The 17,390-nt window shown below is 59.9% G+C and carries 18 protein-coding genes, 1 tRNA gene and 1 riboswitch; of the genes, 12 read left to right on the forward strand and 7 right to left on the reverse strand.

The annotated features are described in order from the left end of the window. Positions 1 to 79 precede the first annotated feature (79 nt). A complete protein-coding gene (locus tag ACFVHU_RS12615) occupies positions 80 to 1,051 on the reverse strand; it encodes a nucleoside hydrolase (protein ID WP_105658665.1) in 972 nt (323 codons plus the stop codon). Between the two features lie 150 nt (positions 1,052 to 1,201). On the opposite strand from ACFVHU_RS12615, the gene ACFVHU_RS12620 reads away from it, so the two are divergent. Next, the gene (locus tag ACFVHU_RS12620) at positions 1,202 to 2,251 is read left to right on the forward strand and encodes a LacI family DNA-binding transcriptional regulator (RefSeq protein ID WP_388024709.1); all 1,050 of its coding nucleotides are present in this window, start codon (positions 1,202 to 1,204) and stop codon (positions 2,249 to 2,251) included. Between the two features lie 3 nt (positions 2,252 to 2,254). Beyond that, positions 2,255 to 2,422 (forward strand): hypothetical protein, encoded by a 168-nt coding sequence (locus ACFVHU_RS12625; protein WP_166650740.1) that lies wholly within the window; start codon positions 2,255 to 2,257, stop codon positions 2,420 to 2,422. Here ACFVHU_RS12625 and ACFVHU_RS12630 read toward each other — a convergent pair. Then, positions 2,411 to 2,947, reverse strand: a complete 537-nt coding sequence (locus ACFVHU_RS12630) for a YdeI/OmpD-associated family protein (protein ID WP_388024711.1) — start codon at positions 2,945 to 2,947, stop codon at positions 2,411 to 2,413. The genes ACFVHU_RS12625 and ACFVHU_RS12630 overlap by 12 nt on opposite strands. A 78-nt stretch (positions 2,948 to 3,025) precedes the next feature. On the opposite strand from ACFVHU_RS12630, the gene ACFVHU_RS12635 reads away from it, so the two are divergent. Beyond that, entirely contained in the window at positions 3,026 to 3,481 is a 456-nt protein-coding gene (locus tag ACFVHU_RS12635; protein WP_133833747.1) for a DUF523 domain-containing protein, read from the forward strand. Between the two features lie 85 nt (positions 3,482 to 3,566). Here ACFVHU_RS12635 and ACFVHU_RS12640 read toward each other — a convergent pair. Next, positions 3,567 to 3,650: transfer RNA gene (locus ACFVHU_RS12640), tRNA-Leu, on the reverse strand. 283 nt (positions 3,651 to 3,933) lie between these two features. Here ACFVHU_RS12640 and ACFVHU_RS12645 point away from each other — a divergent pair. The 7 genes from ACFVHU_RS12645 to pknB are packed head-to-tail and all read left to right on the forward strand — an operon-like array spanning position 3,934 to position 13,195. Then, the gene (locus ACFVHU_RS12645) at positions 3,934 to 4,749 is read left to right on the forward strand and encodes a DUF3662 and FHA domain-containing protein (RefSeq protein WP_181148929.1); all 816 of its coding nucleotides are present in this window, start codon (positions 3,934 to 3,936) and stop codon (positions 4,747 to 4,749) included. After that, the gene (locus tag ACFVHU_RS12650) at positions 4,746 to 5,225 is read left to right on the forward strand and encodes an FHA domain-containing protein (RefSeq protein WP_105658670.1); all 480 of its coding nucleotides are present in this window, start codon (positions 4,746 to 4,748) and stop codon (positions 5,223 to 5,225) included. The genes ACFVHU_RS12645 and ACFVHU_RS12650 overlap by 4 nt, the downstream gene beginning before the upstream one ends. 3 nt (positions 5,226 to 5,228) lie before the next feature. After that, a complete protein-coding gene (locus ACFVHU_RS12655; RefSeq protein WP_388024713.1) occupies positions 5,229 to 6,623 on the forward strand; it encodes a PP2C family protein-serine/threonine phosphatase in 1,395 nt (464 codons plus the stop codon). After that, positions 6,620 to 8,017, forward strand: coding sequence for an FtsW/RodA/SpoVE family cell cycle protein (locus ACFVHU_RS12660; protein ID WP_105658672.1), 1,398 nt, complete (start codon positions 6,620 to 6,622; stop codon positions 8,015 to 8,017). Before ACFVHU_RS12655 ends, ACFVHU_RS12660 begins: the two co-directional genes overlap by 4 nt. Next, positions 8,014 to 9,474 carry a penicillin-binding protein 2 gene (locus tag ACFVHU_RS12665; RefSeq protein WP_105658673.1) on the forward strand — a complete coding sequence of 487 codons (1,461 nt, stop codon included), beginning with the start codon at positions 8,014 to 8,016 and terminating at the stop codon, positions 9,472 to 9,474. The genes ACFVHU_RS12660 and ACFVHU_RS12665 overlap by 4 nt, the downstream gene beginning before the upstream one ends. Then, positions 9,471 to 11,279, forward strand: coding sequence for a protein kinase (locus ACFVHU_RS12670; protein WP_388024714.1), 1,809 nt, complete (start codon positions 9,471 to 9,473; stop codon positions 11,277 to 11,279). Before ACFVHU_RS12665 ends, ACFVHU_RS12670 begins: the two co-directional genes overlap by 4 nt. After that, on the forward strand, positions 11,276 to 13,195 hold the full coding sequence (pknB, locus tag ACFVHU_RS12675; RefSeq protein ID WP_105662198.1) for a Stk1 family PASTA domain-containing Ser/Thr kinase: 1,920 nt from the start codon (positions 11,276 to 11,278) through the stop codon (positions 13,193 to 13,195). Before ACFVHU_RS12670 ends, pknB begins: the two co-directional genes overlap by 4 nt. Before the next feature lie 9 nt (positions 13,196 to 13,204). Here the strand turns inward: pknB and ACFVHU_RS12680 are convergent, their stop codons facing one another. After that, the gene (locus ACFVHU_RS12680; RefSeq protein ID WP_105658676.1) at positions 13,205 to 13,849 is read right to left on the reverse strand and encodes an aminodeoxychorismate/anthranilate synthase component II; all 645 of its coding nucleotides are present in this window, start codon (positions 13,847 to 13,849) and stop codon (positions 13,205 to 13,207) included. 175 nt (positions 13,850 to 14,024) lie between these two features. Continuing rightward, positions 14,025 to 14,798 carry a class E sortase gene (locus tag ACFVHU_RS12685; RefSeq protein ID WP_332730521.1) on the reverse strand — a complete coding sequence of 258 codons (774 nt, stop codon included), beginning with the start codon at positions 14,796 to 14,798 and terminating at the stop codon, positions 14,025 to 14,027. A 221-nt stretch (positions 14,799 to 15,019) separates the two neighbouring features. On the opposite strand from ACFVHU_RS12685, the gene ACFVHU_RS12690 reads away from it, so the two are divergent. Next, positions 15,020 to 15,277: a cell division protein CrgA gene (locus ACFVHU_RS12690; RefSeq protein ID WP_105658678.1), complete on the forward strand. Its 258-nt coding sequence runs from the start codon at positions 15,020 to 15,022 to the stop codon at positions 15,275 to 15,277. 60 nt (positions 15,278 to 15,337) lie between these two features. On the opposite strand, the gene ACFVHU_RS12695 is transcribed toward ACFVHU_RS12690, so the two are convergent. Further along, complete coding sequence (locus ACFVHU_RS12695) at positions 15,338 to 15,655, reverse strand: multidrug efflux SMR transporter (protein ID WP_105658679.1); 318 nt, start codon at positions 15,653 to 15,655, stop codon at positions 15,338 to 15,340. An 11-nt stretch (positions 15,656 to 15,666) separates the two neighbouring features. Further along, a riboswitch (guanidine-III (ykkC-III) riboswitch) is annotated at positions 15,667 to 15,732 on the reverse strand. 5 nt (positions 15,733 to 15,737) lie between these two features. Continuing rightward, complete coding sequence (locus ACFVHU_RS12700) at positions 15,738 to 16,616, reverse strand: ArgP/LysG family DNA-binding transcriptional regulator (protein ID WP_388024716.1); 879 nt, start codon at positions 16,614 to 16,616, stop codon at positions 15,738 to 15,740. A gap of 76 nt (positions 16,617 to 16,692) precedes the next feature. Between ACFVHU_RS12700 and ACFVHU_RS12705 the strand changes: the two genes are divergently transcribed. Next, complete coding sequence (locus ACFVHU_RS12705) at positions 16,693 to 17,310, forward strand: LysE/ArgO family amino acid transporter (protein WP_388024718.1); 618 nt, start codon at positions 16,693 to 16,695, stop codon at positions 17,308 to 17,310. The last annotated feature ends 80 nt before the right edge of the window (positions 17,311 to 17,390 follow it).

Raw genomic sequence — 17,390 nt, forward strand, 5'->3', positions numbered from 1 at the left:
CTGCTCTGCGTGTGCCTCCAGTTTATGCAGGTCTGGACGCCATTGGCATTGACCTGCCCCACATTGCGCCAAAGTTGTTCTATTTTCCGAGCGTGACCTCGCCGATACGTTCCAGCGCATCGACCACCAGATTCCAGAAGCCTTCGTGATCCAGGTCCACCGCCACGGAAGTATTGCAGTCGGCGGAAGCCGGCGCGCGGAAGTCCGTGACGGTCATCCCCAAGGTCAGCTCGCCACGCAGCTCAACGCTGACCGGGGCCTTGACAGTGCGAACGATATCCGGGTCGATCACGTAGGCCACGGCGCATGGGTCATGCACCGGCGGTGCATCGAAGCCCTGGTGGTCTCGGTAGGCCCGGGCGAAGAAGTCCATCAGCTCGCGCACGAAGGTCGATGGGCCGGTGCCGATCTTCTCGATGCGTTCAACCACCTCGGAGGTGGCCAACGCCTGGTGGGTCAGGTCCAATCCGACCATCACCACCGGCCAGGCCTCGTTGAAGACGATGTGCGCAGCTTCAGGATCGATCTTGATATTGAATTCCGCCACCGCCGACCAGTTGCCGGTGTGGTAGCCGCCGCCCATCAGCACCACTTCGCGCACGCGTTCAACGATGCGCGGTTCCTTCCGGGCCGCCAAGGCGATATTGGTCAATGCGCCGGTGGGCACCAAGGTGATTTCGCCGGGTTCATGGCTCATCACCAGGTCGATGAGGACGTCCACGGCGTGGCGCCCATCGAGTTCGATGCCCGGCTCCGGCTGGGCCGGCCCGTCCATCCCGGAATCCCCGTGGACGTCTCCCGCGGTTTCCACTTCGCGCACCAGCGGACGGGCGCAGCCGGCCGCGAAGGGAATGCCGGTAATGCCGGCGATGGTACCCACGGCCAGCGCGTTGGCAGTGACCTTATCCAGGGTCTGGTTGCCGGCCACGGTGGTCACGGCCAGCAGGTCGATCTTGGGATTGCCATGGGCAAGAATCATTGCCACGGCGTCATCATGACCCGGGTCGCAGTCCAAAATGATCTTGCGCGGGGCATTGCTGTCCTGGGTCATGGCTTCTTCCTTCGCTCTGCCAGCTGGCGGCCGGTAGCTAAGTCGTGGGGGCGGATAGGCATCCTTTGATAATTCTTTCGCGTCCCCATGCTATCGTCAAGCGCTTAACGCAAAGCTGTCGCGTGTCACAACTCCGACTACGATGGAGCCATGAAGAATGGTGAGAAGTCCGGCAACTCGCGCGCTCCACGCCGCGTGACCGCAGCGATGGTAGCCGAACACGCCGGCGTTTCCACCGCAACGGTCTCTCTTGTTGCCAACGGGAAGTCGGCGGGCCGGGTCTCGGCCGCGAATGAGCAGCGCGTGCGTGAATCAATTCGCGAACTGGGCTACTTCGTCGACAGCATCGGCAGCTCGCTGGCCAAGGGCGTCAGTTCGCTGGTGGTCCTGGTGGCCCCGGATATCTCCAACCCCTTCTTTGCCAAGGTGATCGCTGGCGTGCGCTCGGTATTGGCTAGCGACTACCAGCTCCTGCTCTCGGTCACGGATGCCGGCGTCTCCCCCAGCGCCAGCGAAACGAGGAAGATCATGGGCCTCCGTCCGGCCGGGCTGCTGGTCCATGCCCCAAGCCAGGATTTCCTCGAGGAAATTTCGAGCAACCTCCCGCTGGTGGCCCTGGATGCCCCGGGCATCGATCCATCGATTCCTGCCGTGAATATGGATGTCGCCCAGGGAGCGCGGGAAGTCGTAGCCCATTTCGCTGCGCAGGGACACACCAGGGCCGCCTACATGGATGCCAGCACCGGCACCGAGACCCTGGCAGTGCGCCGCGAGGCATTCCTGGCGGCGGCAAGGGAGTACGGCATCGAAGTGCTGCCATCTTCTGTTGCCAGCTCGATGATCGACGTCACTGAGGCTTCAGCGGCCTTTGGCCAGCATTGGCCCAAGTGGCATGAATCGGGCGTGACCGCACTGGGCTGCGCAACCGATAACCACGCTTTCGGCGTGCTGCATGCTTCGCGCCTGCTTGGTATCCGCATTCCGCAGCAGCTTGCGGTGGCCGGATTCGACGACCTTCCCTACTCGGCAACGTCCAACCCTTCCATCACTTCCGTGCAGCTCAACGCCCAGGAAGGCGGACGCCAGGCCGCATTGAAGCTGCGCGCGCTGCTCGATGGAAAAACCCCTGACCCACTGCAGACAATGCTGCCCAGTTCGTTGGTTGTCCGCGGATCGACGCTGGGCAACAAAGGAGACTAGCCGGTGAACATGCATAAATGGCCTGCCAAGGTCACTGCCGCCATCGCCCTGCTGATTGCTTTGGGCCTGATCGTCATGTCCAGCGGAGTGCTGGGCCTCATTACCGGCCCGGCAACCCCACCGGGCACCGGCATCGAATCCGCCGCGCGCAGCTGGGTGCTACTGGATTAGCTTTCCGCTCTTCGAAACTTCGGGATCGGTGCATGAGGACAAATCAAAGCAGCACGGCCGGCGCTTGCCATCACGCAGCTTGGAAATACTGGCCTCCACTCGGCGTTCGCGCGTGGAAGGGTTCTTGGTCGCACCGATCCAGCGTACCCATTCCCAGCGGGCCATGGCAGTGAGCCCTGCCCACATCTCATCCAGATCCCCAGCCTCGCCCAGGGCACTGGCCAGGTCTTGCGGAATCCCTGTTTCCGGCCAGGTTCTAGCGACCCGGGCGGTCAATTCCACTTGATCCCCCGTCGCGGCCAACAGCTGGGGCGCGCCCTGTCCATCGAGGGCCAACCAGTGGCCTCGGCGCCCGTCGGGATCTATTACGACCACGTGGCCTTCATGCGCCTGGAGAAGTTCCACCGCAACCTGTCCGCGGCTTGGCAACTTGTCGCTGGATTCCTGGTCGAGCCTGATTATCTTCCGATCGTTGACCAGATCTGCAGTTCCATTCAGTTCGAATATCTCATTGGATACCGCCATGGGAATTCCCCTTCTCCGTTGTCCAAGGGCAGTCTATGGCACGGCGGCATTGCGCTTCCACGTGGCTAGACTGCTGTTATGACCCAACCTCCGCTGCTCGTTAGTTCCTGCCTGGCCGGCATCCCTTGCCGCTACAACGGCAAGGCGAAGGCAAACCCTGCCATCGTCGAGGCCGTGGCACGAGGAGAAGCCGTTGCGGCCTGCGCTGAGGAATTGGGTGAGCTCCCTACTCCGCGTCCGCCAGCGGAGATTGTCGGTGGCGATGGCCACGACGTGCTGGAAGGCCGGGCCTGCGTGATCGACATCAACGGCGAGGACATCAGCGGGCAGTTCATAGCTGGTGCCCAGAAGGTTTCGGATCTAGTCCAGCACCAGGGAATCACCGAGGCGATCCTGCAGGATCGCAGCCCCTCGTGCGGCTGCGGCACCATCTACGATGGCTCGCACACCGGAAAACTCGTTGCAGGCGATGGCGTACTGGCCGCCCTGCTCAAGCGCCGGGGCGTCAATGTCAGCGCGCCACCGGCAAACTGACACACCCTGCAAGATAACGATTCAGTTGCTCTTTTAAACAAAAAAATAACCCTCGATCCGAAGATCAAGGGTTATTTTCCATTTGTGCGCGAGGGGGGACTTGAACCCCCACGACCTTGCGATCACTGGCACCTGAAGCCAGCGCGTCTACCAATTCCGCCACTCGCGCATATTCTGTTTTCGTTGCCATCGTTCTTTGCAACAAGAAATAGCTTACACACTCATTTTCCGTTCACCTAATCGAAACCCTGATTTGTGGTTAGGGACACATGGGAAACCTTTTTGGGGCATTTATCGTTGATATTGACGCACTTGAGCCGCTCAAGGATTTTTCGGCATTTGCACAGCTGAAAACAGTAAGATCGAATATGAAGTTCTGTGTTCACAGCTTGGACGGCGTGAATGCAGGCTCCCAATAACCAGCCATGGACCCTAAGGAAGGAGCACGAATAATGGGCTTTCTCGACAATGTCGAACGCGGCTTAGAGAAGGTCGTCACTAGCTTCTTTCGTGGCACCAGCACCGCAGATCTCAAGCCAGTCGAACTGACTACCGCGCTACGCAATGACATGGACCGCGGAATCATGCCAATCAGCGAGGGCCGCAGCCTTGCAGCCAATGACTTCGTTGTCTCGCTGAGCACCAAGGACTACAACACCGCGCAGGGTTGGGGACGGGGCGTCGTCAACGAAATGGCGAAGGTCACCGCCGAGCATGCGGCAGCCCAGGACTACTCGGTCCACGGCGATATCACGATCCATTTTGTTTCCAAGGACGATTTCAAGCCCGGAGAAATGGAGATTGCCAGCTCGGTCAAGGAGTCCAGCTCGCGCCCAGCAGCCTCGGCTCCGGTAAAAGAGCGAGCAGCAGCGCCCGCAGCACCATCCGCCACCCCGCCGACAACCGCACAGCCACGTCCATCGGTCCGTCCGATTGCAGAGATCCCCAAGAAACCCATGCAGAAGCAGGCAATTCTTGAGGTCGCTGGACAGCGCTACGCCCTGCATCACCACTCCATCGTGCTGGGCCGTTCGGCCAGCACCGATATTCCCGTGGATGATTCCGGCGTTTCCCGCCAGCATGTGCGCGTCGAAACCCGTGGCAAAACCAGTTTCGTCGTCACCGATCTGGGTTCAACCAATGGAACCTACGTGGACGGCAAGAAGATTTCGGAAGAAACCCGTATATTTGACGGTTCGATCATTACTATCGGACAGACAAAAATCGTCTTTCGGCTGATTACCTCGAACAACGGAGGCCGCGCGTGAACGACCTGGTTCTAAGCTTGTTCCGATTGGGCTTTTTGGTCCTCATCTGGCTGCTCGTATTAAGCGTTGTCGGATCGATGCGCCGCGACTTGGCCATCGGATCGCGGGCACGCACCGGCAAGCCCAGCGCTCGGGAACTGAAGAAGAATCCAGAGCTGGCGGAACCAGAAGTGCCTGCGCGCAAGGCCGCCACGTCATTGGAAGTTGTTGAGGGCCCACTGGCCGGCAGCAGCATTCCCCTCCGCGGCCAACCGATCATGTTCGGGCGAGCTCAGGATGCCACCGTCGTTCTCGATGATGACTACGCTTCGGGACGCCATGCCCGCCTGTTCCCGCAGGGATCGCGCTGGTTCATTGAAGATCTCGGCTCAACTAACGGCACCTTCGTGGGTGACAACCAGCTCTCACGCGCCCAGGCAGTGGAGCCCGGCCAGCGAATCCGCATCGGAAAGACTGTCCTGGAATTGAAGCCCTAGCCTATGGCCCTCAAACTAAAATTTGCTGCGAAATCCGACGTGGGGCGGGTTCGCAAGAAGAATGACGACTCCGCCTACGCCGGCGCGTACCTCGCGGTGCTTGCCGATGGCATGGGCGGACACGTCGGCGGTGACGTGGCGTCAGCCTCCACCGTGCTTGATTTGGTGCATCTGGACCACGATGGCACCGCAGATCCGCAAAATGCCCTGCCGGATGAGATCCAGGCCGCCAATTTGGTGCTGAATGAACTCGTCGGCGCCAACCCGAAGCTTTCGGGGATGGGTACCACCGTCACTTCCCTGCTGCTCTCGGGAAGTACCCTGCACATGGCGCACATCGGCGACTCCCGCGCCTACCGCTTGAAGCACGGGGTCTTCGAGCAGATCAGCAAGGACCATACCTTCGTGCAGCGGCTGGTCGACGAAGGCCGCATCAAGCCGGCCGAGGCCGAGGTCCACCCGCATAAGAACGTGCTCTTGCGCGTGCTGGGCGACTCGGATGCCTCCCCGGAACTCGATGTCGACCAATTCGAGGCAGAACCCGGCGAACGCTGGATGCTGTGCTCTGACGGACTCACCGACGCGGTGCCGGTTCCGGTAATCGAGCAGATCATCCGCACTACCGCCGATATGGATGAAGCGGTCAACGACCTGGTTGCCATAACCTTGAAGAATGGTGCGCCGGATAACGTCACCGTGGTGATGTTCGAGGTTGTCGAAAACGCTGTCGTCGAAGGCGAAGCGCCCGCCGAACCAGAACCCGCACCGGATACCGGCCAGCTCACCATTGCCGCCGAAGGCGATGTCGAAGCCAGCGCTTCGCTGCTCCGCCATGAGATTTCCCAGCGCCCCCACCTGCTGGTGGGCGCCGCCCAGCTTGCGACGCAAACCGGCCAGATCCCGGTGGTGACCCAGCACACCGGCGAACGCCGTGCAGCTGCCTTGCTGACCCACCGTTCCCCGGCGGCCGGCGAGGTGCTGGATCCACTGGATGCTCCGGTGCAGCAGCGCCGATGGATGATGCCGATCCTGCTGACCTTGACGGCTTTCTTCGTCATTGCCCTGGGCGTCTGGGGCTACATGTGGACCCAGACCCAGTACTTTGTTGGCACTGTCGATGGAAAGGTCGCAATCTACAAGGGCGTTCCCCAGGAGCTCGGACCGATTTCGCTCTCCGAGGTCGACACAGTCAGCAAGGTGCCGCTCGAAGCCCTGCCGGAGTATTCACGCCACCGCGTTGAATCGACCATCTCGGCAGAGAACCAGCAGCATGCCCAGATGATCATCCAGGAACTCCTGGTCACCGCGAAGCAGAACTGCCCGGTCACCGTTCCCGGATCCTCGGATTCCGCCAACCAGCTCGAACTGCCCGCCTACTGCCAGGAGGTAATGCAATGACCGAAGTGCAAACCGCACCGGTGCCTCGGCGCAATCTCGAGCTGCTGCTGGTGCTGCTGGCCCTCTGCGTGGGCGGTGCCGCGTTCTATCTGGTGGGCAGCTCCACCGAGGATGTCGACAACACCGACTTCTACGTGCAGATGGGCATCCTGGCGGCACTATCCCTGACGGTTCATGTGCTGCTGCGCATCTTCGCCAAATATGCCGATCCAGTAATACTTCCGATTACGATTGCGTTGAACTCCCTTGGCTTAGCCATGATTCACCGCATTGACCTGGCTAAGGGAACGTCCCAGTCGGCGCGCCAGCTGCTCTGGACTGCCATTGCCATCGTCATTGCTTCGGTCGTTCTCTGGGCAATCAAGGACCACCGCCTGCTGCGTCGGTTTACCTATATCGCCCTGCTGCTATCGGTCGTATTGCTCCTGCTTCCGTTGATTCCCAAATTGGGTGTCACGATCAACGGTGCCCGCATTTGGATCCGCATGGGCATGTTCTCGCTGCAGCCAGGCGAACTCGCGAAGATCACCTTGTCGATCTTCTTCGCCGGTTATCTCTCGTCGAACCGCGACTTGATCCTGATGGCTGGCCGCAAGTTCGGACCGCTGCAGCTGCCCCGCCTGCGGGATATGGCTCCGATGGTTATCGCTTGGCTGCTCTCCATCGGCGTGCTCGTGGTGCAGCGAGACCTCGGTTCCGCGATCCTCTTCTTCGGCCTGTTCATCGTGATGATCTACGTGGCAACCGCGCGTATTTCCTGGGTGCTCATCGGTGCCTTGATGGTTGTCGCCGGCGGCATCGTCGCGGGCCTGACCATGGGCCACGTGACCCGCCGCCTGGACGTCTGGCTCAACGCCTTTGACCCTGCGATCTACCAGGCCAAGGGTGGCAGCATGCAGATCGTAGAAGGCTTATTCGGCATGGCTGACGGCGGCTTGTTCGGCACCGGCCTGGGCGCGGGTTCCCCCTACCGTGTTCCGCTGGCCAACTCCGACATGATCATTGCCTCCTTCGGCGAAGAAATTGGCCTGATCGGCGTGGCCGCGATCATCCTGCTCTACATGCTGCTGGTCTCCCGTGGCTTGCGGGCCGCCTTGGGCTCGGCCGATACCTTCGGCAAGCTACTGGCTGCAGGCCTGTCCTTCACCCTGGGCCTGCAATGCATCGTGATCATCGGAGGCGTCACCCGGCTGATCCCGCTGACCGGCCTGGCAACGCCATTTATGGCCGCCGGCGGCTCATCGCTGCTGGCGAACTGGATCATCATCGCGTTGCTGCTCCTGATCTCCCACAACTCGCGCCGCCCGAAGACTGGCGGCGTAGGACCAACCGATGAATTTGCAAGTGCCAGCACGGCCCTTACCTCCAGCACCAAGGCGGTGACGAAAAAGTGAATCATGCAATCAAACGCGTTTGGGTTGCGCTAACCGTCCTGTTCGTCATCTGCCTGGGTGGACTGAGCTACATCCAGTTCTTCGACGCCAAGCCGCTCTCGGAGAATGCGCTGAACAAGCGCGAACTCTACCGCGAGTTCGACCTGCCCCGCGGCGCGATCCTGGTCGACGGCAAGCCGATTGCCGAATCCGTTCCGACCGATGATGGCCAGTTCGAATTCCAGCGTGTTTACCACGACGCGAAAACCTACGCCCACCTGACTGGCTACTATTCGCTCGCGAATGGCACCACCCAGCTCGAATCGCAGCTGAACGACTGGCTGACCGGCACGAGCTCGGATCTGCTCTTCGACCGCTTGTCGGCCATGTTCACCGGTACCCGTTCCGAAGGCGCCTCGGTTGAGCTGACCATTGACGGGCAGTTGCAGAAGACTGCCTTCGAAGCGATTCCTGACGACTTGAAGGCCACGATCATCGTGACCAATCCGAAGACCGGTGACATCCTGGCGATGGCTTCCAAGCCAAGCTACAACACCAACCTGCTGGCGGTGCACTCGACCTCCCAGGCGGCCCAGAACCTGAAGGACATCAGCAACACCGACGGCTTGAGCCCCTACCGGAACCCGGCCATCAGCAACCCGGTGACCCCAGGTTCCTCGTTCAAGATCCTCAGCACCGTTGCGGCCCTGGAATCGGGCAAGTTCGATATGGAAACCCCCATCGACAATCCGGTGTCGGTGAATTATCCGCATTCGACTAGGCAGATGAACAACTTCAGTGAGGGCATCTGCGCGCGCGATACCCGGGCAAAGCTCGAGTTCATCTTTGCCCAGAGCTGCAACACCCCGTTCATGGAAATCAGCCAAACCGTCGGGAAGGATGCCTTCACCGAGGTTGCCGAACGCTTCGGCTACGGGCAGCAGCTGAGCATCCCGCAGAATGTTGTTCCAAGCGAGTTCCCTTCTGCTGAGGCCAATGAAGCGCAGATGGCGCAGATGGCAATCGGCGAATGGGAAAACAAGGCTACTCCGCTGCAGATGAACATGGCCGCCATGGCCATCGCCAATGACGGCGTGATCATGAAGCCGAATTTGATCGGCAAGGTCATCGCGCCGGATCTTCGAGTTATCGAGGACCCGAAGCCGGAGAAGTTCTCCACGGCCACCACCCCGGAAGTTGCCGAACAGCTCACCGAGCTGATGGAAGGCCCGGTTGTGAGCGGTACGGCCATGAATGCCCGCGTTCCAGGCGTGGATTTCCGAGCCAAGACCGGCACCTCGCAGCGACCGTCAGAGAACGGAGTCCGCATGGTGAACTCCTGGATGACCGGTTTCGCACCGGCCGATGATCCGCAGGTTGCCATCACGGTCAATATTCAAGACGTAGATTACAACACCGGCCACAACACGGCAGGTGCACTTATGAAGACGATGTTAGAGGCGGTGTTCAACAAGTGAGGCCAGTAACCGGCACCACCTTGGGCGGTCGTTACAAGCTGACCGACCGCATTGCGATCGGTGGCATGGGCGAAGTTTGGAAGGCACGAGACCAGGTCCTAGGACGTCTGGTAGCGATCAAGATCCTCAAAGAGGAATACACCGATAATGAGAGCTTCCTGACGCGTTTCCGCGTGGAAGCACGCCACACCGCGCTGCTGAACCACCCTGGCATCGCTGGCGTCTTCGACTACGGCGAGGAACAGGGCTCCGCCTATCTGGTGATGGAACTGGTTCCCGGCCCGCCGCTGTCCACCATTATCGAGCGCGAGCGCAAGCTCGACGTGGACCGTACGCTCTCGCTGATCGCGCAGACCGCCCGCGCGCTGGCAGCAGCCCACGAGCACGGCCTGGTGCACCGCGATGTGAAGCCGGGTAACATCCTGGTGATGCCTTCGGGCGTCGTGAAGATCACCGACTTCGGCATTGCCCGGCTTGCTGACCAGGTTCCGCTGACCGCCACCGGGCAGGTAATGGGAACCGCCCAGTACTTGGCCCCGGAACAGGCCACCGGGCAGATCGCCACCGGCAGCTCTGACATCTACGCCTTGGGCGTGATCGGCTACGAGTGCCTGGCAGGACGCCGCCCGTTCACCGGCGAATCGCAGATCGCCATCGCCCTGGCACAGGTCAACGATGCTCCCCCGGCGCTGCCGGACACCATCCCGGCACCGGTACGCCAGCTGATCATGTCGATGCTGGCCAAGAACCCGTCGGATCGCCCGAAGGACGCAACGGCGCTGGCGAAGGCCGCCGATGCACTGCGCTCCGGTGATACCAATACCGCGACCTTGGCCGTTCCCGGCATGCTGGCCACCGGTATCGCCACCGACGCAACCCAAGTGGTCAACATGGGTAACGACGCCACCCAGGTGGTGCCGCGTGCTGATTCCGCGCCGACAATGACCAATGCGATGCCAACCGTGGTGGAACCTGCCGGCGCTACCAGCGGTTTATCCGGGTCCAGTGCCGCAGCCGGCGGATTCGATGACGAGGACGTGGATACCCAGGATCCGGCTGGCGAGGCCGGGGCCAAACGCAGCCCTTGGCTGATCCCGCTGATCGTGATCATCGCGCTGGCCGCCGTGATTGCCTTGCTGGCGTGGCTGATCCCTGCCATGAGCAGCGACAAGGACAATCAGCCGACGGCTTCGGTCACGCAGAGCACCGATGTTTCCCAATCCCCTTCTCCGACCGAGGAATCCACCGATCCTTCGGAGGAAACCACCGAAGCATCGGAGACCTCCGAGTCTTCTTCCCCGACCCCGAGTGAAACCGTGACCTACGTAGAGGTTCCGGCCTCGCTGGTGGGCCAGGATATCGACACCGTGACGGCAGAGCTTGAGGGCAAGGGCCTGGTCGTTGACGCGACCCCGCAGGAAACCAATGAGTACGACCCACGCGAAGTCATTTCGCTGAACCCGACCGGCAGCGTCGAAAAGGGCGAAACCATTTCGATTACCTACGCCATGGCGCCTGAAACCGTTGGCGTTCCTTCGGTGACCGGCATGGGCTACGAAGCCGCGCAGAAGCGCATCCAGGACGCTGGGCTGGCCGTGGCCAAGGGCGAGGAACGCCATGACTCTTCGGTCGCTGGCACGGTGCTTGCGCAGGACGTTCCAGCCGGCAGCGAAGTAGAGCCGGGCACCACGGTGACCCTGGATATTTCCATGGGCCCAGAAGAACCCGAAGCATCCGAGTCCGCTACCCCGTCGGCATCTGAATCCCCAGAAGCTGCAGAGCCGGACCAAAGCGAAGCGCCATGAGTGAAGTCGAAGCCTTGCCCCCCGGCTTGCCACGATTGATAAACGATCGCTACGAGATCGAATCGCTGGTAGGCCGCGGCGGCATGGCGGATGTCTATCTTGCCACCGACCATGTGCTTTCGCGCAAGGTCGCGGTCAAGGTGCTGCGCCCGGATACCGCAAGCAACCCCATGGTGGTCAATCGATTCCGCCGTGAAGCCAAGGCCGTCGCGGGCCTGAGCCATCCGAATATCGTTGCCGTCTACGACACCGGCGAGCTGCCTGCTACCGATCATAGCCGTGAGCGCTTGCCCTTCATGGTCATGGAATACGTGACCGGCCGGACTCTGAAGCAGGTGATCGCTTCGGGCGATGTCGACGCTTCCTTCGCTGTGCACGTCACCCGCGGCGTATGCAATGCCCTGGATCATTCGCACAATAACAATGTCGTCCACCGCGACATCAAGCCAGCCAACGTGATGGTGACCGATGCCGGCCACGTGAAGCTGATGGACTTCGGCATAGCCCGTGCCTTGGACACATCGGCGACAATGACGCAGACCGCCGCTGTGGTGGGAACCGCCCAGTACTTCTCTCCTGAGCAGGCACGCGGCGAACAGGTCGATTTCCGTTCGGATATCTACTCTGTTGGCTGCCTGTTCTACGAGCTGATGACCCAGCGCCCCCCGTTCACCGGTGATTCGCCGGTTTCGGTCGCGTACCAGCACGTTGGCGAGATTCCGTCAGCGCCCAGCGAGGTCAAGCACGACGTTGACCCGATCTTCGACCCGATCGTTTCCAAGGTTCTGTCCAAGGAACGCGATGACCGTTTCCAGAGCGCAGGCGCTTTCGCGGCTGCGTTGGAAGATGCACTGAACGGCATTGAATTCCATGATGACGAACCGGCACCATCAACCTACACCTTGCCGATATACGGCATGCACGGCGAGACTGAAACCGGGTTCATCGCGCAGTCAGCGCCAGGCACCAGCCAGCACCCGGTCTTCGTCGAAGATGAGGCTCCCGAGGCCCCTGCACGGCACAAGTCCAACCGCGGCCTGATCATCCTGCTGACCATCATTGCCCTGATCGCTGTGGGTATCGCCAGTTTCCTGGTGATCCGCTCGATCCAGGCCGAGGCTGAAAAGCGTGCCCCAGTTGCTGTGCCCAAGGTCCTGGAGATGTCCGAAGACGACGCACGTGAATTGCTGCGCGATTCCACCTTCCAGGTGCGTGTAGAGCGGGAATTCAGTGATGAAGTAGAGCAGGGCAAGGCGACCCGAACCGACCCGGCAGAAGGGTCCATGGTTTCCAAGGAATCCACGGTTGCGCTGTTCATTTCCGATGGTTCGGAACAGCGCACGATTCCCAAGGATCTGGCGAACCAGTCCGAGACGGCTGCCCGCGATGCCCTGCGTGAAGCTGGCCTCGAAGTGGGTGAAGTCAGCCGGGAGAACTCTGCAACCATTCCAACCGACTGGGTTATTGGCACCAGCCCGGAGCTGGGCTCCAAGGTGAAGGCCGGCAGCGAAGTCGACCTGATCCTTTCTACCGGCATGGTGACCGTTCCGGTCGTTACCGAGATGAGCCGTGAGGAAGCTGAAGAGAAGCTCTCTGCGGACGACATCGGGTTGGAAGTTCAGTTCGATGAGGTGGCAACCGACGACTACCCTGAGGGAACCCTGTTCAAGCAGTCCCCCGAGGCCTCCGAGGACGTGGCTCAGGGAAGCCTGGTGAAGATTTCTGTGGCCAAGGCTCCGCCGGCACCAGAACCAAGTGAAGAACCATCGCCCAGCGAGACCGAATCTCCAGATTCAGAAGAATCCGATGATCCGTCCGACAGTGCTTCGCCTACCAGTGACGCTCCGGCTCCTTCCAATGGGAACGGCCCGCCAGATCGGACTAACCCGCCACGGGAAAACGGGCGCGACCGATAGGCTGCTAGGCTACTCTCCGCTGAAGAGCGGGCTCAGGGTCGTGGCCTTCTTGGCTGCCCCCTGAAGTCCTACGAATTCCAGCCAATTGCCCAGCATCTGGTATCCCTGCTCGGTCAGCACCGACTCTGGGTGGTACTGCAGGCCCCATAGTGGTGCTTCCCGGTGCGCCAGCCCCATGATGACTCCCCCGGCGGTAGCAGCGATGATTTCAAGCTCAGCAGGGATGCTCTCGCGTACGGCTGCCAGGGAGTGGTAGCGCGTTGCGGTGAAGGGGTTGGCTACCTGGTTGAAGACCGGGTGGTTTTCGTGGCTCACCAGCGAGGTCTTGCCGTGCATTAGTTCTTCGGCGTGCGTGACCGTGCCGCCATAGGCTTCAGCGAGCGCCTGATGCCCAAGGCAGACACCGAGCATTGGCTTGCGCTGCTGCCCGCACCACTTGATCAGATCGATGCTGACACCCGCTCCTGCAGGCTCGCCCGGGCCCGGGGAGATCAGCACACCGTCGTATTCCGCAGCCAACTTGGTTGCTTCCCCAACGCTCAAATCGTCGTTGCGGTATACGGTGGTTTCCGCGCCCAGCTCCTGCAGGTAACCCACGAGGGTGTACACAAAGCTGTCGTAATTATCGATCACGAGGATCCTGGTGCTGCTCACGGGGTGCTCTGGCCAATCGTTGAATCGGTGAATGGGCTGATGTACTGGTTCAGCCATGGGAAAACGTACATCATCAGTAATAGCACGATCGCGGCAATGAGAATCAATGCTTCAAAAATACGAAGCCACAAAGGGCCGGGCAGATTTCTAAATATCCAGGCGTACATCTCTTCTCCTAGCTCGTTGCGTCGATGACCATGTCACGGATTTCCTTCGGCGGACCTGCATCCAGAGGACGCCAATCGGTGAGTTCCGAATACGCGATCATGCGTTGCTGGGTCGAGTACTTCGGATGGCAGGTGGTCATGGTCAAGATGGACTTCGTTGGTTCCACTCCCCACTGGTGCGGGGTAGGCAACAGGACATCGCCATTGGATGGAGCCACAATCTCGGTGGCGTACCAGGTGTAGGTGTAATACCCCTGTGCAGTCTGCAGATAGATCTTGTCGCCGTCTTGCAGCTTGTCAATATCCCAGAAGACCTGGCCATGGGTCTGGCGGTGGGCCGCTACGGCGAAGTTGCCCAGCTCCCCCGGTTGCTGCGTGGTCGGGTAATAGCCAATGCCGAGGTTATCGATCACGTGGTCTTCCACTCCGTAGGTCACCGGGTGGTGCGATCCGCTAGCGCCAAAGCGCGGGAAATACATGATCCCGAAAGTTTCTCCGGGAGCCACTTCCGTGACCGGAGCCGGACCGTAGTCCTTCTCCTCTTCCTCCTCGTTGCCTTCCGGCACCACGACCTCGCCAAGTTCTTGCACGAGGTTTGCGGTGACTTCCTTCTGGGCCTGGGCCGAGTCGATATTCGTCCACCACAGTTCCCACACCACGTAGAGCATCAGCAAGATGCCAAGGGTGATCAGCAGTTCGCCAAAGAATCCGGCAATACGGTTTCCTGCCGACGGTCGTCGGTGCTGCATGCGACGTCCCTGCGCAGTGGCTGATCGGTTCACGGCGGTCTGGCTCCTTAGGGGAAAGAAATGCGCGAAATAGGTCAACTAAGATGGGTCGATACTGGCCAAAACCCAGAGTTCCAGCGGGTAACGGCTAGTATGGAAGCTACGTAGGAATGCACTAAGCAGTTCTCAGCATTCTTGCACCCAAGCCTACCGGGAAGACCTGAAGGTCACCCACATTTACTACATTAAGCAGATGAAGCCGAGGGAGCATTCGAGTGCCGGAGTCAAAGCCACGACGCAAGAAGAATTCACAGCCGCAGGAGACGCGCCAGAGCGCCCATGCCATCGATAAGCCGATGCCGGGCTGGTACAAGCCAGTCATGTTCGGACTGATGCTTCTGGGCCTGCTGTGGATCATCGTTTATTACGTTTCGCAGACCCTGTACCCGATTCCGAATATCGGCGGTTGGAACATCGTTGTCGGCTTCGGTATTGCGATGGTCGGCTTTTTCATGACAACGGGCTGGAAATAGCCGTATCGCCGGCCCCCTGCTGAGGGGGCCGGCGAAGTTGTTTAATGGCGGCTTTTGATATTAGTGGCTGACGGCTTTCAAGCCGATGATGCAACCAACCAATCCGAGAATGAAGACCATCTTCAGTACGCTGAAGGCTTCCTGTCCGGTGGCCATCGAGTAAATGACGGCAAGCGAGGCTCCGATGCCTACCCAGATGGCATATGCAGTGCCGACGGGGATTTCCTTCATGGCGTAGGCCAGTCCACCCATGGACACAACCAGCGCCGCGAAGAAGACGATGGTCGGAACGAGTTTGGAGAACCCCTCGCTCATGCCAAGAGCGATGGCCCATACCGCTTCGAATAGTCCGGAAACGATCAAAATTACCCAATGCATGCCAGATACTTTCTGGCCGTCTTGTCGCGCTCCGGGTACGGCTCCCTCGTCCGGGTCCAAGCAATGATTGCTGGTGACCACCTCAGGCTAGCAAATGCAGGCCTTGCTGTCTCGCGGCTGTGACCAAAATGCCACCTATCCTCGCGAGGATCTGCGAGTCCACAGCCCAGCGCTGAAAATACAGTGGCACATCGATAAACCATTGCTCGTTGAGTACCTGCAGCCCGCTGGCTTTCTGCAGCTGCGTTTCTGGAACCATCCCCCACCCCATCCCCGCTTCTATGGCCGCAACGAACTGCATGGAATCTGGAACATGGTGGACTTGGCCTTCCGGTCGCGCTTTAGCCCCGGCAACCCGCTGGAGCATCTCATGCTGCAGGGGATCCTCACGATCGAAGACCACCATCGGAGTGCGAATGAGCTCTTCCACGGCCCCAGTAGGTACATGGCGTTCGACCACCGAAGCTGGCGCTGCTGCGCGATAGCGCAGTGCACCCAGTTTGTCACTGATGCATCCCTGGATATTCTCCTCCGCATTGGTGACCACAGCGCTGACGCGACCGGTTCGAAGTAGCTCCAGTCCCCTGTTTTCATCGGTACGCACTATTTCACAGGAGAGGTCTTCGAACTTCGCGAGCTCGTAGAATACCGGACCGAACCAAGTGGAGAGCGAATCCGCGTTGACTCCAATGGCGATCGGGACCAGTTTTTCGGAGGCTATCTCTTTGGAGAACTCTGCACTGAGCAATGTCATCTGTCGCGCATAGCGCAGAACTTTCAGTCCATGCTCGGTAGGCCTAACCGGGCGACTGCGGACGAGCAGGACTGCGCCCAGGCGGTTCTCCAAGGCCTTGATGCGCTGGCTGACGGCCGAAGCGGTCACTCCCAGATCAATCGAGGCATCGTCGAAGCTTCCCGCATCAACTACCGCAAGCAGGGTTTCGAGGTGTTCCACATCCATGTTCACATTAGGAACTCTAATCTAGAATCAGAAGCTTAAGTTCGACGCAGATCAGCTAATCTCTTACAGTTTCTACATGCTCTCTGGATCCTTGTTCTTCGGCTTTACCACTGGCCTGTCCCTCATCGTCGCCATCGGTGCGCAAAATGCGTTTGTGCTGCGCCAGGGAATCAGGAAAGAGCATGTTTTCATCACCGCTTTGGTGTGCTCATTATCAGATGCGATCCTGATTGCCGCCGGAGCCAGCGGCATGGGAGCGCTTGTCGACCGAGCGCCCTGGATATTGGTGATTGCGCGAATAGGCGGTTTCATCTTCCTGGCAAGCTACGCGATTTTCGCTTTCCGCCGAGCACTGAAGCCCGAGGCGCTGAAAGTCTCAGGGCTCCCCGGTGCAACAACAGCCGTCTCGATCATCGGAACGACGTTGGCCCTCACCTGGCTGAATCCACATGTCTATATCGACACGGTACTGCTTCTTGGTTCAATTGCTACTTCCCAAGCCGCAGGCGCACCCTATTTCGCCACTGGTGCGATCATTGCCAGCTTCACTTGGTTCTTCGCACTTGCCTACGCCGCACGTTTCCTTGCCCCGCTCTTTGCCAACCCCAAGGCGTGGCAGGTACTTGATGTACTTATCGGAATCGTCATGCTCATCTTTGCCATCATGTTGATCCTGCCAGTTCTCACCAAGTAATCCACAGGCAAACACTCTTATCCACAGTGACTGTGAACAACTTTTATAAACAGTTGTTCACAAAGTTATCCACAGCTGGG

The sequence above is a fragment of the Glutamicibacter sp. NPDC127525 genome (genome assembly GCF_042672105.1).
Classification (GTDB): domain Bacteria; phylum Actinomycetota; class Actinomycetes; order Actinomycetales; family Micrococcaceae; genus Glutamicibacter.

Excerpts from the sequence above, each read along its gene's own strand:
- ACFVHU_RS12615 (WP_105658665.1), bottom strand. The coding sequence starts at position 1,051 with ATGACCCAGGACAGCAATGCCCCGCGCAAGATCATTTTGGACTGCGAC.
- ACFVHU_RS12620 (WP_388024709.1), top strand. The coding sequence starts at position 1,202 with ATGAAGAATGGTGAGAAGTCCGGCAACTCGCGCGCTCCACGCCGCGTG.
- ACFVHU_RS12630 (WP_388024711.1), bottom strand. The coding sequence starts at position 2,947 with ATGGCGGTATCCAATGAGATATTCGAACTGAATGGAACTGCAGATCTG.
- ACFVHU_RS12635 (WP_133833747.1), top strand. The coding sequence starts at position 3,026 with ATGACCCAACCTCCGCTGCTCGTTAGTTCCTGCCTGGCCGGCATCCCT.
- ACFVHU_RS12645 (WP_181148929.1), top strand. The coding sequence starts at position 3,934 with ATGGGCTTTCTCGACAATGTCGAACGCGGCTTAGAGAAGGTCGTCACT.
- ACFVHU_RS12655 (WP_388024713.1), top strand. The coding sequence starts at position 5,229 with ATGGCCCTCAAACTAAAATTTGCTGCGAAATCCGACGTGGGGCGGGTT.
- ACFVHU_RS12660 (WP_105658672.1), top strand. The coding sequence starts at position 6,620 with ATGACCGAAGTGCAAACCGCACCGGTGCCTCGGCGCAATCTCGAGCTG.
- pknB (WP_105662198.1), top strand. The coding sequence starts at position 11,276 with ATGAGTGAAGTCGAAGCCTTGCCCCCCGGCTTGCCACGATTGATAAAC.
- ACFVHU_RS12695 (WP_105658679.1), bottom strand. The coding sequence starts at position 15,655 with ATGCATTGGGTAATTTTGATCGTTTCCGGACTATTCGAAGCGGTATGG.
- ACFVHU_RS12700 (WP_388024716.1), bottom strand. The coding sequence starts at position 16,616 with ATGGATGTGGAACACCTCGAAACCCTGCTTGCGGTAGTTGATGCGGGA.
- ACFVHU_RS12705 (WP_388024718.1), top strand. The coding sequence starts at position 16,693 with ATGCTCTCTGGATCCTTGTTCTTCGGCTTTACCACTGGCCTGTCCCTC.